Below are 13,998 nucleotides of genomic sequence, written 5' to 3'. Positions count from 1 at the left end.
GATGGTCAGAAAGCACTGACGGTCAGTCGTCCGATCTCTCGGCCGCCGGCGTGCACTCGCTGGCTTGTCTCCTCGATGAGCTCACGGGCCACCGCGCCGTCGATCGCGCCGACCGAGGCGAGCAGCGTCAGTGCGACCGGAGTGGTGGCGCGCATCGAACCGTCGAGCACCTTGACCGCCACGGCGACGCCCTCGCGGGTGCCGATGACGACGAGACCCTCGGTGCCGAGCTTGGCGAGGGCGCCCAGCCGCTCGATGACGACGGTGTTCGCCCGCCCGGCGCCGTCGATCGCCCAGGGCTCCGCGAGCACCGCCTCCATGACGCGGCGCGCCTCGGGTTCGTCGCCGCGCGTGAGCCGCGCGATGCCGCGAGCGAGTCCGGCGAGGCTCGTGGCTGCCATGGGAGCACCGCAGCCGTCGACGGCGAGGTGAGCCAGAGGCTGCGCGGTGAACTCCGCGACGACGTCGCGAATGAGCTCCTGAACCGGATGCTCCGTCTCGAGGTACTGCCCCGCGTCAGCGCCGAGCGCGTCGCTCGCGCGGAGTAGCCCTGCGTGCTTGCCCGAGCAGTTGTTCGTCAAGCGCGACGGCCCGAGGGCGGCCGCCTGCAGCGATGCACGCTGCTCGGAGCCGAGCGGCCACAGGGGAGGGCACTGCAGAGAGTTCTCGTTCCGGCCGTCGTGAGCGAGCATCCGTTCGACGATGGCGACATGCTCAGGGCTGCCGCAGTGGCTCGAGACCGCGAGCACGAGCTCGACGTCGGTGAACTGCGCCCCGGCACGCAGCATCGCGACCGCCTGCAGCGGTTTGAGCGTTGAGCGAGGGTAGATCGTCGCGGATACGTCGCCGACCGCGCGCAACACCGTGCCGTCGGCATCCATTACGGCGGCCGCACCGATGTGGCGCGATTCGACGAGTCCGCTGCGCTCGATGCGGGCGAGCTCGACCGAGTCCTCGACGTCGAGCGCCCGAGCACCCCCTTCAGACACTGCCGGCGTCAGGCTGAGAGGGCGTCGTCGAGCACGCTGATCGCCTCGCGCAGCAGCTCGTCGCTGATCGTGAGAGCGGGCAGGAAGCGGATGACGTTGCCGTAGGTGCCGGCGCTCAGCAGCAGCACGCCCTGTTGCGCTGCCGCGGCCACGGCGCGCGTGACGATGCCGGCGTCGGGCTCGTGCGTCTCGGGGTCGACGAACTCGATCGCGAGCATGGCGCCCATGCCGCGCACGTCGCCGATGCGCGGGTGCTTCGCCTTCAGATCGTGCAGCAGCGGCAGCAGTACCGACTCGATGTGCTGCGCGCGCCCGAGCAGATCGCGCTGCTCGATCTGCTCGAACACGGCGATCGCGGCAGCGCACGCGACGGGGTTGCCGCCGTAGGTGCCGCCGAGGCCGCCAGCGTGAGAGCTGTCCATGATGTCGGCGCGGCCGACGACGCCGGCGAGCACCATGCCGCCCGCGATGCCCTTGGCGGTCGTGATCATGTCGGGCACGAGGCCGAAGTGTTCGCTCGCGTAGTAGGCACCCGTGCGGGCGACGCCCGACTGCACCTCGTCGGCGATGAAGACGACGCCGTTCGCCGTGCACCATTCCTGCAGGGCCACGAGGTAGCCCTCAGCGGGAACAATGAACCCGCCTTCGCCCTGAATCGGCTCGGCGACGAGGCACGCGAGGTCGTCGGCGCCGACGCGCTTCTCGAGGTACGAGATCGTGCGCTTCGCCGCCTCGGCACCCGAGAGCCCGTCGTGGAAGGGATACGAGCTGGGGGCGTGGTAGATGTTGCTCGCGAACGGCCCGAAGCCCAGGTTGTAGGGCATGGCCTTGAAGTTCATGGCCATCGTGAGGTTCGTGCGGCCGTGGTAGCCGTGATCGAGCACGGCGACTCCGGCTCGGCCGGTGTGCTTGCGCGCGATCTTCACGGCGTTCTCGAGCGCTTCGGCGCCCGAGTTGACCAGCACGACCTTCTTGGCGTGGTCGCCGGGGGTGTGCTGCACGAGCAGCTCGGCAACGCGCACATAGGGCTCATAGGGCGTCACGGTGAAGAGCGTGTGAGTGACCTTGGCGACCTGGGCCTGCACGGCCGCGACGACGGCGTCGTTCGTGTGGCCTGCACCCATGACCCCGATGCCGCCACCGAGGTCGATGAAGTGGTTGCCGTCGACGTCGACGACGATCGCGTCGTGCGCCCGGTCGATGTAGACGGGCAGCGAGGTGCCGACGCCGGCGCTCACGACGGCGAGGCGGCGCTCGTGCAGGGCCTGTGAGGCAGGGCCGGGAATGGCGGTGACGACGCGGCGCTCTTGAGCGACGGTCGGGGCAGAGCCCTCGAATGACGGGGCTGCGGGCGCAGAAAGGGTGTCAGTCATGGTGGGATGAGTGTACTCCCGGCCTCTGCGTCGGGCCCGGGTGCGAGAGGAGCTTCCTGTGCACGATCGACACCACTTCGCGGTCGCCCTGCAGTGGACCGGCAACCGGGGCGAGGGCACGGCGACGTACCGCGCCTATGGCCGCGACCACCGCATCCACGCCGCAGGCAAGCGGCACGAGATCGAGGGCTCGAGCGATCGCGTGTTCCGCGGCGACGCCGACCGCTGGAACCCCGAAGAGATGGTGATCGCCGCTCTCTCGCAGTGCCACATGCTGAGCTACCTGCATGTCGCCGCGACGAACGGTGTCGTCGTCGTCGACTACCACGACGAGGCGACCGGAACGCTTCAGCAGGAGGGCGACGGCGGTCGGCTCATCGAGGCGACGCTGCGACCGGTCGTGACGCTGGCCGCACATCACGACGAGGGGGATGCGCGCCGGGCTGAGCAGCTGCATCATCGGGCGAGCGAGCTGTGCTTCATCGCCAACTCGGTGAACTTCTCCGTGCACCACGAGCCGACCACGGTGATCGAGGGCGCCGTTCCCGAGCTTGCGTAGGGTCGCCGTCGAGGCGAGTCCAAGGCAGGCCGTGGGAGGATGGCCGTTTCGTGCCCATACCGACGTGAGGAACCCCTCGTGCGCCGCCGTTCCGCTCTGCTCTCTTCCGGCCTCAGTGCCGCACTGCTCTTCTCGCTCGCCGCGTGCGCGCCCGGTGAGGCCCCGACCGGCGATGGCGACTGCGCTCCCGCCGGGGCAGCCTCCGACGCGATCAACGTCGACGGCGCGTTCGGCAGCGTGCCGACGATCGACTTCGAGGGTCCGCTGACGGCCGAGGCCACGCAGCGCACCGTGCTCGAGCAGGGCGAAGGCGACGCGGTCGTCTCGGGCGATATCGCACTCATCGAGTACTCGGTGTTCAACGGCGAGACGGGCGACGAGCTCGCCACGACGGGCTTCGCCGGCACGAACGCCGAACGATTCCCGGTCGACACCGAGAGCCCTCAGCTCGTCGGCTTCTCGCTTCTTATCGAGTGCGCGACGCCCGGCACGCGTCTCGCGGGCGTCATTCCGCCGGTCGACGGCTTCGGCGAGCAGGGCGTGCCCGAGCTCGGTCTCACGGGGTCTGAATCGCTCGTGTTCGTCATCGACGTCGTCAGCATCGTGCCGCCGCCCCTCGAGCGAGCCGAGGGCGAGTCGCAAGAGGCGCCCGAGGGCTTCCCGACCGTCGAACTCGCCGAGAACGGCGCGCCGACCATCACGCTGCCCGACAGCGAGCCCTTCACCGAGTTCGACCTTGCTGTACTCATCCTCGGCGACGGCCCGGTGGTTGAAGACGGTCAGACCGTGACGGTGCAGTACACCGGCATGAACTGGAACACCGGCGAGATCTTCGACTCAAGCTGGGAGCGCGGCGCCCCGACCGACTTCCCGACGAGCGGAGTGATCCAGGGCTTCCGTGACGCGCTCGTCGGTCAGACGGTCGGTTCGCAGATCATCGCGATCATTCCGCCCGACTTGGGTTACGGCCCGAGCGGCGGCACCCCCGACGGATCCATCGGCCCCGATGACGTCATCGTCTTCGTCGTCGACATCCTGGCTGCCTCCTAGAGGCGGGATGCTCGACGCGCGTCGGGCATGATGAGAACCATGCGCGACATCATCGTTCTGGGTTCCACGGGCTCGATCGGCGTGCAAGCGCTCGAGGTCATCGCGGCGAACCCCGATCGGTTCCGCGTGGTCGGGCTCGCTGCCGGCCGCAACCGCGAGCTTGTCGAGGCGCAGGCGCTCGAGCACGGCGTCGAGCACGTCGCGCTCGGTGCCGAGGCCGCGGCGCAGCTCGTGCGCGACGTGCACTGCGACGTGGTGCTCAACGGCATCACCGGGTCGGTGGGCCTCGCGCCGACGCTCGCGGCGCTGCAGGCGGGGCGCATCCTCGCACTGGCCAATAAAGAAAGTTTGATCGTCGGCGGGTCGCTCGTCACCGAGTTCGCTGCCCCCGGCCAGATCGTGCCGGTCGACAGCGAGCACTCGGCGATCGCGCAGGCACTGCTCGCGGGCGAGCATCACGAGGTGCGCAGGCTCGTGCTGACGGCCAGCGGCGGGCCGTTCCGCGGCCGCTCGCGCGCCTCACTCGAGGGCGTGACGCCTGCCGAGGCACTCGCTCACCCGACCTGGGACATGGGCAGGGTCATCACCACCAACTCGTCGACGCTCGTCAACAAGGGTCTCGAGGTCATCGAGGCGCACCTGCTGTTCGACGTGCCCTACGACCGCATCGAGGTCACGGTGCACCCGCAGTCGATCGTGCACTCGATGGTCGAGTTCATCGACGGCTCGACGATCGCGCAGTGCTCGCCGCCCGACATGCGCCTGCCAATCTCGCTCGGGCTCGACTGGCCTCACCGCGTCGGGGGAGTCGGGGCTCCGCTCGACTGGAGCACAGCATCCACCTGGAGCTTCGCGCCCCTCGACGTCGAGGCGTTCCCCGCGGTCGCCCTCGCGAAACGCGTGGGGGAGGCCGGCGCGACCTTCCCGGCCGTGTTCAATGCCGCGAACGAGCAGGCCGTGCATGCGTTCCACGACGGTCGCATCGGTTACCTCGACATCGTCGACACCGTGCAGGCAGTCGTCGATACCCACGAGCCGCACCGCATGACGCTCGAGGGCGTGCTCGAGGCCGAGCTCTGGGCGCGCCGCGCGGCAGATGAGCTCATCGCGGCGCGCGCATAGCCGCCGCCCAGCGGCCGCTGTGCGACCGGCGATAGAGTGACCGCTCGTGGAGACCGTGTTGCTGTACATCGTCGGCATTCTCGTCGTCGTTGTCGGGCTCATCATCTCGATCGCGCTGCACGAGCTCGGCCACTTCGTGCCGGCGAAGCTCTTCGGCGTGCGCGTCGGCCAGTTCATGATCGGCTTCGGTCGCACGATCGTGTCGTGGCGTCGAGGAGAGACCGAGTACGGCTTCAAGTGGATTCCGCTCGGCGGGTACATCTCGATGGCGGGCATGTATCCGCCGGTTGCGGGCCAGGCCGCGCGCACGGCGTCAACCGGTTTTTTCGAGACGCTCGTGCAAGACGCCCGCACGGCCTCGGCCGACACGATCGTCGAGGGCGAGGAGCACCGTACCTTCTACCAGCTCGCCGTCTGGAAGCGCATCATCATCATGCTCGGCGGCCCGATCATGAATCTGCTCATCGCGATCGTGCTCTACGCGGTCGTGCTGATGGGGTTCGGTATTCCGCAAGCGTCGACCACCCTCGGCAGCGTCTTCGAATGCGTGCTTCCCGCCACAAGCGAACGTCAGGAGTGCGAAGCCGGCGACCCTTTGGCACCTGGTGCCGAGGCGGGTCTGGAACCGGGCGATCGCATCGTGGCCATCGACGGGGTAGCCATCGAGTCGTGGGATGCGGTGCTGTCGATCGTTAGCGGCTCTGCAGGCGAGTCGCTTGATTTCACTGTGGAACGTGACGGGGTCGTATCGAGCACAACGCTCACGCCGTTGCTCACCGAACGTTACGTGTATGACGAGCAGGGGCTGATAGCGGAGGGCGCTGACGGGGAGCCGCTCACGCAGCGTGTGGGATTCATTGGAATTGGGGCGGCCAGCGAGACAGTGCAACAGTCGGTCACGACGGTGCTGCCGACGGTGGGCGACAACATCTCCCGCGTCGTGACCATCATCCTGAATCTGCCACAACGAATGATCGATGTCGCCAATGCAGCTTTCGGTCCGGAAGAGCGCGACCCCAACGGGCCGATCAGTGTCGTCGGCGTCGGCCGCATCGCGGGCGAGATCGCGAGCATCGACACGATTCCTGTGTTTGAGCGCATTTCGCTTCTTACAGGTACGCTCGCGTCGCTCAACGTCGCGCTCTTCGTCTTCAACCTCATCCCGCTGCTACCGCTCGACGGTGGCCACGTCGCGGGAGCACTCTTCGAAGGCGTGCGCCGATGGTTTGCGAAGCTGCGCGGTAAGCCCGACCCCGGGCCGATCGACACCGCGAAGCTCGTGCCTTTCACGCTTGGTGTTGTGCTCGTGCTCGGCGTGATGAGCCTGTTGCTGATCTACGCCGACATCGTGAAGCCGATCAGTCTCTTCTAGTCAGCGGTGCCTCAGGGCCTCTCGAGCAGCAACGCCTGACCCTGACCGCCTCCGCCGCACAACGAGATCGCGGCGCGCCGGGCGTGGCCCGCGTGCAGCATGTGCGCGGCGTGCACCGTGAGGCGGGCGCCGGATGCGCCGACCGGGTGCCCGATCGCGATCGCGCCGCCGTGCGGGTTCACGATCGCGGGGTCGACGCCGAGGTCGCGCGTCGACTGGATTGACACGGCGGCGAAGGCCTCGTTGATCTCGATGAGGTCGAGGTCGTCGACGGACCAATCGCTGCGGGCCAGCGCCGCGTGGATAGCACGGGCAGGCTGCCCGTGCAGCGAGTTGTCGGGGCCGGCCACTTCGCCCCAGCCGGTGATGCGCGCCAGTATCGTGGCGCCCTGCTCGCGCGCCCAGTCTTCACGGGCGACGACGACCGCGGCGGCACCGTCGCTCAATGGCGAAGCGTTGCCGGCCGTGATCGTGCCGTCGGCCGTGAACGCGGGCCGCAGTCGGCCGAGTGACTCGACGGTGCTGTCGGAACGCACTCCTTCGTCGGTGTCGACGATCGTGCTCGCGCCCCGCGCGGCGATCTCGACCCCGACGATCTCAGCGCCGAAGAGCCCCTGAGCGTGCGCCTCGTGAGCTCGAGTGTGCGACGCCGCGGCCACAGCATCCTGCTCCTCACGGCTGATGCCGAGCCTGCCGACGTGACGCTCGGTACTCTCGCCCATTGAGATGCCGTCGACGGCGTCGCGCAGGCCGTCGTGTGCGAGGTGATCGAGCGCCTCGACCGAGCCGTAGGCCCAGCCGAGCCGCGAACCGGGCAGCAGGTGGGGCGCGTTCGTCATCGACTCCATGCCGCCGGCGAGCACGGCGTCGGCCTCGCCCAGCCGGATGAGTCGTGCCGCATCGGCGATCGCGCGGGCTCCGGAAAGGCAGACCGAGTTCACGCTCGAGGTCGCCACGGCGGGGGCGATGCCGGCGCCGAGGGCGACCTGCCGGGCGGGGTTCTGACCGCAGCCGGCCGGCAGCACCTGGCCGAGAATGGCCGCGGTGATCGCGTCAGGGCTGAGCCCGCTCGCATTGAGGGCGCCTCTCGCGGCGGTGATGCCGAGCTCAACGGCGGTGAGGCGGGCAAGCGCGCCGCGCGCACGGCCCTGCGGGGTGCGGGCGGCCGCGATGATGACGACGTCGTTGTCGCTCATAAGTGACTCCGTTCCTGGATCGGTGCGGTTGACCTCGACCCTAGCGGCGCGCTCGCACTAGGTTGAGAGGCGAGCCCCGAGAAGGGGACGAGTCAGTGCCGACTCAGCGCCGACTCGTCGTGCGATCCCACAAGGAGACCAGCGATGACGATCGACAAGACGATGAGCGCACCAGCCGAGGCTGTCGCTGACATTCCCGATGGAGCGAGTCTTGCCGTGGGCGGCTTCGGTCTGTGCGGCAATCCCATGCTCCTCATCGAAGCGCTGCTGGCCCAGGGTGCCCGAGACCTGCGCGTGGTGAGCAACAACTGCGGCGTTGATGACTGGGGTCTGGGCGTGCTACTACGTGCAGGGCGCATCGCGAAGATGACGTCGTCATATGTCGGAGAGAACAAAGAGTTCGAGCGTCGGTTTCTCTCGGGCGAGCTGGAGGTCGAGCTCACTCCGCAAGGAACGCTCGCCGAGAAGCTGCGCGCTGGCGGATCAGGCATCGCTGCGTTCTACACCCAGACCGGTGTCGGCACCCAGGTCGCCGAAGGGGGTCTGCCGCGTCGCTATGCCGCGGACGGAAGCGTCGCTCTCGCCTCGCCTCCCAAGACGGTCACAATGTTCATGGTGCACGGAGAGCCGCGCGACTTCGTGCTCGAAGAGGCCATCACCACAGACTTCGCGCTCGTGCACGCGCAGCGCGGAGATCGGCATGGCAATCTCGTCTTCTCTCGGTCGGCCCGCAACTTCTCGCCTCTTGCCGCGATGGCAGGCCGCACGTGCATCGCGCAGGTCGAGCAGCTCGTCGAACCGGGCGAGCTCGATCCCGATGCCATTCACGTGCCCGGTGTCTTCGTCGATCGCATCGTCGAGGTCGGAGTCGGAATCGAGAAGCGCATCGAGCGCCGAACGGTGCTCGCTGCAGAGGAAGGACGCTGACATGCCGCTGACGCGAGCCGAGATGGCGGCCAGGGCCGCTCGTGAACTCGTCAATGGCTCCTACGTCAACCTGGGCATCGGGTTGCCCACGCTCGTGCCGAACTACGTGCCGGCGGGCGTCACCGTCGTTCTCCAGAGCGAGAACGGCATTCTGGGTGTCGGTCCGTACCCCAGCGAGGCCGCTGTCGACCCTGATCTCATCAACGCGGGCAAGGAGACCGTCACTGTGCTGCTCGGCGCCTCGTACTTCGACTCGGCGATGAGCTTCGGCATGATTCGCGGGGGCAAGATCGACGCCGCGATTCTCGGAGCGATGCAGGTGTCGGCCTCAGGTGATCTCGCGAACTGGATGATCCCCGGCAAGATGGTGAAAGGCCCCGGTGGCGCCATGGATCTTGTGCACGGCGCTCGCCGCGTGATCGTGCTCATGGAGCACGTCGCGAAAGACGGCTCGCCCAAGATCGTGAACGACTGCAGCCTGCCACTGACGGGCCGAGGAGTAGTCGATCGGATCATCACCGACCTCTGCGTCTTCGACGTCGGGTCCGAGGGACTCACCCTCGTCGAACTCGCGCCCGGAGTGACCGTCGACGACGTCGCGCGCGCTACCGAGCCTTCGTTCATTGCGGTTGCGTAGACTGCGCATCGTGCCCGCTGTGAATCTCGGAATGCCCAAGGTCCCTGAGACCCTCGCCCCCCGCCGCAAGACCCGCCAGATCAAGGTCGGCAAGGTCATGGTGGGCAGCGACCACCAGGTCAGCGTGCAATCGATGACGACGACGCCGACGACCGACATCAACGGCACGCTGCAGCAGATCGCCGAACTCACGGCCACCGGCTGCGACATCGTGCGCGTCGCCGTGCCGAGTCAAGACGACGCTGATGTGCTGCACATCATCGCCAAGAAGAGCCAGATTCCGGTCATCGCCGACATCCACTTCCAGCCCAAGTACGTCTACCAGGCCATCGACGCGGGGTGCGCCGCAGTACGTGTGAACCCCGGCAACATTCGCAAGTTCGACGACCAGGTGGCCGAGATCGCAAAGCGGGCGAAAGAGGCCGGGGTGAGCATCCGCATCGGCGTCAACGCCGGCTCGCTCGACCCGCGCCTGCTGCAGAAGTACGGCAAGCCCACCGCCGAAGCGCTCGTCGAGAGCGCGGTGTGGGAGGCGAGTCTGTTCGAAGAGCACGACTTTCACGACTTCAAGATCTCGGTCAAGCACAACGACCCCATCGTCATGGTGAAGGCCTACCGTCAGCTCGCGGAGCGGGGCGACTGGCCGCTGCACCTCGGGGTGACCGAGGCCGGCCCTGCCTTCCAGGGCACGATCAAGAGCGCCACGGCGTTCGGCATTCTGCTCGGCGAGGGCATCGGCGACACCATCCGCGTCTCGCTCTCGGCCCCGCCGGCCGAAGAGGTCAAGGTGGGCCTCAAGATTCTCGAGTCGTTGAACCTTCGCGAGCGCAAGCTCGAGATCGTGTCGTGCCCCTCGTGCGGCCGCGCTCAGGTCGACGTCTACACGCTCGCCGAAGACGTCACGAAGGGCCTCGAAGGCATGTCGGTGCCGCTGCGCGTCGCCGTCATGGGCTGCGTCGTGAACGGCCCAGGCGAAGCCCGCGAGGCCGACCTCGGCGTCGCGTCGGGCAACGGCAAGGGACAGATCTTCGTCAAGGGCGAGGTCATCAAGACCGTTCCCGAGTCAGAGATCGTCGCGACGCTCATCGAAGAGGCCAACCGCCTCGCGGCGTCGATGCCGGATGCTCCGGTCGGGTCGCCCGAGGTCGTCACCGCCTGAGAGGTGAACCGAGGTGTCCCCCCATCGGGGGACTGACCGTCGTCGCGCCCCGCTCACTACGCTGAACCCATCGGCCGGGGGAGCTGACTGGAGAGTGCCGGGGGGCTGGCACGAGATCTGCGCAAGATCGCTCAGGGGGGTTCTTCTCGTCGTGCAGGTTTCCCGCCGCGCGACTCATCGCGAGACGGGAAGGGCCTGCGAGCGATCCAAGCCCCCCTTGCCATCGCTCGCAGGCCTGTTTCTATTCTGGCCCCCAAACGGGGGTCAGGATGCACGCCACACGGTCGGCCTGTCGCAGACAAGTAGTCTGGGCCGGTGATCACGCGCCTCTCCACGCTCTTCCTCCGCACGCTCCGCGACGACCCCGCCGACGCCGAGGTGGCCAGCCACCGTCTGCTCGTCCGCGCCGGCTACATCCGCCGACAGGCGCCGGGTGTCTTCGCGTGGCTACCGCTCGGGCTCAAGGTGAGGCGCCGCATCGAAGACGTGATCCGCGACGAGATGGCGGCGGCAGGGGCGCAAGAAGTGCACTTTCCGGCGCTGCTGCCCCGCGAGCCCTACGAGGTGACGGGCCGCTGGACCGAGTACGGCGACGGCATCTTCCGCCTGAAAGACCGCAAGGGTGCGGACTACCTGCTGGCCCCCACCCACGAAGAGGTCTTCACGCTGCTCGTGAAAGACCTCTACAGCAGCTACAAAGACCTGCCGCTCGCGATCTACCAGATTCAAGACAAGTACCGCGATGAGGCTCGGCCCCGCGCGGGCCTTCTGCGCGGCCGCGAATTCTCGATGAAAGACGCGTACTCGTTTGACTACACCGATGCGGGTCTCGATGCTTCGTACCAGGCGCAGCGCGACGCCTACGAGCGCATCTTCACCCGATTGGGTCTCGAATACGTCATCGTGCAGGCCGATGCGGGCGCCATGGGCGGGTCGCGCAGTGAAGAGTTCTTGCACCCGACTGCCATCGGCGAAGACACCTTCGTGCGGTCGGCGGGCGGGTACGCCGCCAACGTCGAGGCCTACCGTTCTGCGGTGCCGGATGCCCTTCCGATCGACGGGCTGCCTGCGGCGGTCATCCACGATTCGCCCGGCACCCCCACGATCGCAACGCTCGTCGACCTCGCCAACGACCGCTACCCGCGTGACGACCGGCCGTGGACGGCCGCCGACACGCTCAAGAACGTCGTGCTGCGCCTCACCGCCGTTGACGGAACGAGAGAGCTCGTCATCGTCGGTCTGCCGGGCGATCGCGACGTCGACCTCAAGCGCGCCGAGGTGGCGTTCGCGCCGGCGGCCGTCGAGGCGGCGACCGATGAAGACTTCGCGAAGGCGAAGGGGCTCGTCAAGGGCTACATCGGGCCGTGGAGTCCGGGGGGCCCGGTGCTGGGCGAGCACTCGGCGACGAAGATCCGTTTCTTGCTCGACCCTCGGGTCGTCGACGGCACGGCCTGGGTGACGGGTGCCAATGAGCACGAGAAGCACGTTTTCCATCTCGTGGCGGGGCGTGACTTCGTCGGCGACGGCTGGGTCGACATCGCCGAAGTTCGCGCGGGTGACCCGGCCCCTGACGGCAGCGGCCCGGTCGAACTCGCGCGTGGCATGGAGATCGGGCACGTGTTCCAGCTCGGCCGCAAGTATGCCGAGTCGCTCGGCCTGCAGGTGCTCGACGAGAACGGCAAGCTCGTGACCGTCACCATGGGGTCATACGGCATCGGCGTGACGCGCATCCTCGCCGTCATCGCCGAGAACGCGCACGACGAGCAGGGCCTCATCTGGCCCCGCGAGGTCGCGCCTTTCGACATTCAGGTTGTCGCGGCCGGCCGCGACGAGGCCGCCTACACGGTCGCCGAGACCCTCGCGACCGAACTCGACGAGCGCGGCGTCGATGTGCTCTACGACGACCGCCCGAAGGTCTCGCCCGGCGTGAAGTTCGGTGATGCCGAGCTCATCGGCGTGCCGCTCATCGTCATCGTCGGCCGACGTGCCGCCGAGGGAATCGTCGAGTTCTGGGACCGCCGTACCGGCGAGCGCGACGAGATCGCCCTGCACGAGGTGCACGAGCGTCTGCGCGAGTCCGCCTGAGGGCGGCGGCCAGCCCTCCGATTCCGGTAGCGTAGGGGTTCGCACGGCACGACGCCGAGGGCGGCCGTGCGGTCTCTAATCGAATAGCGGAGGTACCGTCAGTGGACATCGACCTGAGCATCTTGAGGATGATGGAGCGTGAGCGGGAGATCCCGTTCGACGAGCTCGTGCAGATCATCGAGCAGGCCATTCTGACGGCCTACCTGAAGCACACTGATCACGACGACCACCGCGGAACCGACGAGCCGCAGCCGCGCGTCGAGCTCGACCGCAAGACCGGTCACGTGACGGTCTTTGTGCCCGAGTTCGACGACGAGGGCGCGCTCATCGGCGAGGCCCCCGACAGCCCCGACGACTTCGGCCGCATTGCCGCGTTCGCCGCGAAGCAGGTCATCAACCAGCGGCTGCGCGACATCGGTGACGACCGCGTGCTCGGCGAGTTCAAAGGCCGCGAAGGCGACATCGTTGCCGGGGTGATTCAGCAGGGGCCGAACCCGCGCATGATCCACATCGACCTCGGCACGATCGAGGCCATCATGCCGCCGGAGGAGCAGGTCGCTGGCGAGGAATACACCCACGGCAACCGCATTCGCGTCTACGTCACGAGCGTGTCGAAAGGTCTCAAGGGCCCGCAGATCACCGTCAGCCGCACGCACCCCTCGCTCGTGCGCAAGCTGTTCGCGCTCGAGGTGCCCGAGATCGCGAGCGGCGTTGTCGAGATCACAGCGCTCGCCCGCGAGGCCGGGCACCGCACGAAGATCGCGGTGCGCTCGCTCGAGCCGGGCGTCAACGCCAAAGGCGCGTGCATTGGCGAGCTCGGGCAGCGGGTGCGCGCGGTCACGAACGAGCTCGGCAACGAGAAGATCGACATCGTCGACCACAGCGACGATCTGGCCACCTTTGTCGCCAACGCGCTCTCACCGGCGAAGGTGTCGAGCGCCTTCGTACTCGACCCCTCGACCAAGGCGGTTCGTGCCCTCGTGCCCGACTACCAGCTCTCGCTCGCGATCGGCAAAGAGGGCCAGAACGCCCGCCTCGCCGCCAAGCTGACGGGCGCGAAGATCGATATCCAACCGGATTCAGTGATGGACGAGTAGCCCGGAGGTTGGATATCGATCTTCGCGCCGAAGCCCGAAACGCATCGCGTTTCGAGCGAGGGTCGGCGTGCGGAATGCAAGAGGGGTAACATGGAACCCGTCAGAACCTGCCTCGGCTGTCGACAGCGGGCGCCTCGATCCTCACTCGTGAGGGTGGTCGCGCGCGATGGAGCGGTCGTGGTGGATGCTCGGGCCCGGTTTCCGGGTCGGGGTGCGTGGGTGCACAGCACTCGCGACTGCGTCGAAATCGCCACTGAGCGGCGGGCCTGGGCCCGCGCGCTGCGGGTGGCGGGTCCGCTCGACGCAGCATCCGTTCTGACGACCATTTCATCATCCGAAGAAAAGGCTGATCGGCACATGGACAACTAATGAGCGGCTCGAAATGAGTTCCGTCCAGAACTAATGGTCTGCCCCTGCCTGGGTGCGGACCCA

The 13,998-nt window shown here is 67.8% G+C and carries 13 protein-coding genes; 10 read left to right on the top strand and 3 right to left on the bottom strand.

What is annotated here, in order from left to right; all coding sequences use genetic code 11:
• Positions 1-5: 5 nt before the first annotated feature.
• Entirely contained in the window at positions 6-989 is a 984-nt protein-coding gene (locus KL788_RS03990; RefSeq protein ID WP_293168714.1) for an asparaginase, read from the bottom strand.
• A gap of 8 nt (positions 990-997) precedes the next feature.
• Positions 998-2,362 carry a 4-aminobutyrate--2-oxoglutarate transaminase gene (gene gabT / locus KL788_RS03985; RefSeq protein ID WP_293168712.1) on the bottom strand — a complete coding sequence of 455 codons (1,365 nt, stop codon included), beginning with the start codon at positions 2,360-2,362 and terminating at the stop codon, positions 998-1,000.
• Between the two features lie 58 nt (positions 2,363-2,420).
• Between gabT and KL788_RS03980 the strand changes: the two genes are divergently transcribed.
• From KL788_RS03980 to KL788_RS03965, 4 genes are all read left to right on the top strand, one after another.
• Positions 2,421-2,921 carry an OsmC family protein gene (locus KL788_RS03980; RefSeq protein ID WP_293168710.1) on the top strand — a complete coding sequence of 167 codons (501 nt, stop codon included), beginning with the start codon at positions 2,421-2,423 and terminating at the stop codon, positions 2,919-2,921.
• Between the two features lie 78 nt (positions 2,922-2,999).
• Positions 3,000-3,971, top strand: a complete 972-nt coding sequence (locus KL788_RS03975) for an FKBP-type peptidyl-prolyl cis-trans isomerase (protein WP_293168708.1) — start codon at positions 3,000-3,002, stop codon at positions 3,969-3,971.
• A gap of 39 nt (positions 3,972-4,010) precedes the next feature.
• Positions 4,011-5,093 carry a 1-deoxy-D-xylulose-5-phosphate reductoisomerase gene (dxr, locus tag KL788_RS03970; protein ID WP_293168706.1) on the top strand — a complete coding sequence of 361 codons (1,083 nt, stop codon included), beginning with the start codon at positions 4,011-4,013 and terminating at the stop codon, positions 5,091-5,093.
• Between the two features lie 46 nt (positions 5,094-5,139).
• Positions 5,140-6,465: a M50 family metallopeptidase gene (locus KL788_RS03965; RefSeq protein ID WP_293168704.1), complete on the top strand. Its 1,326-nt coding sequence runs from the start codon at positions 5,140-5,142 to the stop codon at positions 6,463-6,465.
• An 11-nt stretch (positions 6,466-6,476) separates the two neighbouring features.
• On the opposite strand, the gene KL788_RS03960 is transcribed toward KL788_RS03965, so the two are convergent.
• The gene (locus KL788_RS03960; RefSeq protein ID WP_293168702.1) at positions 6,477-7,661 is read right to left on the bottom strand and encodes an acetyl-CoA C-acyltransferase; all 1,185 of its coding nucleotides are present in this window, start codon (positions 7,659-7,661) and stop codon (positions 6,477-6,479) included.
• Positions 7,662-7,805: 144 nt separating this feature from the next.
• On the opposite strand from KL788_RS03960, the gene KL788_RS03955 reads away from it, so the two are divergent.
• From KL788_RS03955 to KL788_RS03930, 6 genes are all read left to right on the top strand, one after another.
• Positions 7,806-8,588 carry a CoA transferase subunit A gene (locus tag KL788_RS03955; protein ID WP_293168700.1) on the top strand — a complete coding sequence of 261 codons (783 nt, stop codon included), beginning with the start codon at positions 7,806-7,808 and terminating at the stop codon, positions 8,586-8,588.
• A 1-nt stretch (position 8,589) separates the two neighbouring features.
• A complete protein-coding gene (locus KL788_RS03950) occupies positions 8,590-9,225 on the top strand; it encodes a 3-oxoacid CoA-transferase subunit B (protein WP_293168698.1) in 636 nt (211 codons plus the stop codon).
• Between the two features lie 10 nt (positions 9,226-9,235).
• Entirely contained in the window at positions 9,236-10,384 is a 1,149-nt protein-coding gene (ispG, locus tag KL788_RS03945) for a flavodoxin-dependent (E)-4-hydroxy-3-methylbut-2-enyl-diphosphate synthase (RefSeq protein ID WP_293168697.1), read from the top strand.
• Positions 10,385-10,699: 315 nt separating this feature from the next.
• Positions 10,700-12,469: a proline--tRNA ligase gene (locus KL788_RS03940; RefSeq protein WP_293168695.1), complete on the top strand. Its 1,770-nt coding sequence runs from the start codon at positions 10,700-10,702 to the stop codon at positions 12,467-12,469.
• 101 nt (positions 12,470-12,570) lie between these two features.
• Complete coding sequence (gene nusA, locus KL788_RS03935; RefSeq protein WP_293168693.1) at positions 12,571-13,566, top strand: transcription termination factor NusA; 996 nt, start codon at positions 12,571-12,573, stop codon at positions 13,564-13,566.
• A 90-nt stretch (positions 13,567-13,656) separates the two neighbouring features.
• Entirely contained in the window at positions 13,657-13,935 is a 279-nt protein-coding gene (locus tag KL788_RS03930) for a YlxR family protein (RefSeq protein ID WP_293168692.1), read from the top strand.
• Positions 13,936-13,998 lie beyond the last annotated feature (63 nt).

The sequence above is a fragment of the Microcella sp. genome (assembly GCF_019739195.1).
Taxonomy (GTDB): domain Bacteria; phylum Actinomycetota; class Actinomycetes; order Actinomycetales; family Microbacteriaceae; genus Microcella.
Note: the sequence above shows the minus strand (reverse complement) of the source record. Positions and strands in the feature narration are given on the sequence as shown.

What these genes read in the sequence shown, in the direction of transcription:
- gabT (WP_293168712.1), bottom strand. Translation starts at nt 2,362, where the DNA reads ATGACTGACACCCTTTCTGCGCCCGCAGCCCCGTCATTCGAGGGCTCT.
- dxr (WP_293168706.1), top strand. Translation starts at nt 4,011, where the DNA reads ATGCGCGACATCATCGTTCTGGGTTCCACGGGCTCGATCGGCGTGCAA.
- KL788_RS03960 (WP_293168702.1), bottom strand. Translation starts at nt 7,661, where the DNA reads ATGAGCGACAACGACGTCGTCATCATCGCGGCCGCCCGCACCCCGCAG.
- KL788_RS03955 (WP_293168700.1), top strand. Translation starts at nt 7,806, where the DNA reads ATGACGATCGACAAGACGATGAGCGCACCAGCCGAGGCTGTCGCTGAC.
- KL788_RS03950 (WP_293168698.1), top strand. Translation starts at nt 8,590, where the DNA reads ATGCCGCTGACGCGAGCCGAGATGGCGGCCAGGGCCGCTCGTGAACTC.
- KL788_RS03930 (WP_293168692.1), top strand. Translation starts at nt 13,657, where the DNA reads ATGGAACCCGTCAGAACCTGCCTCGGCTGTCGACAGCGGGCGCCTCGA.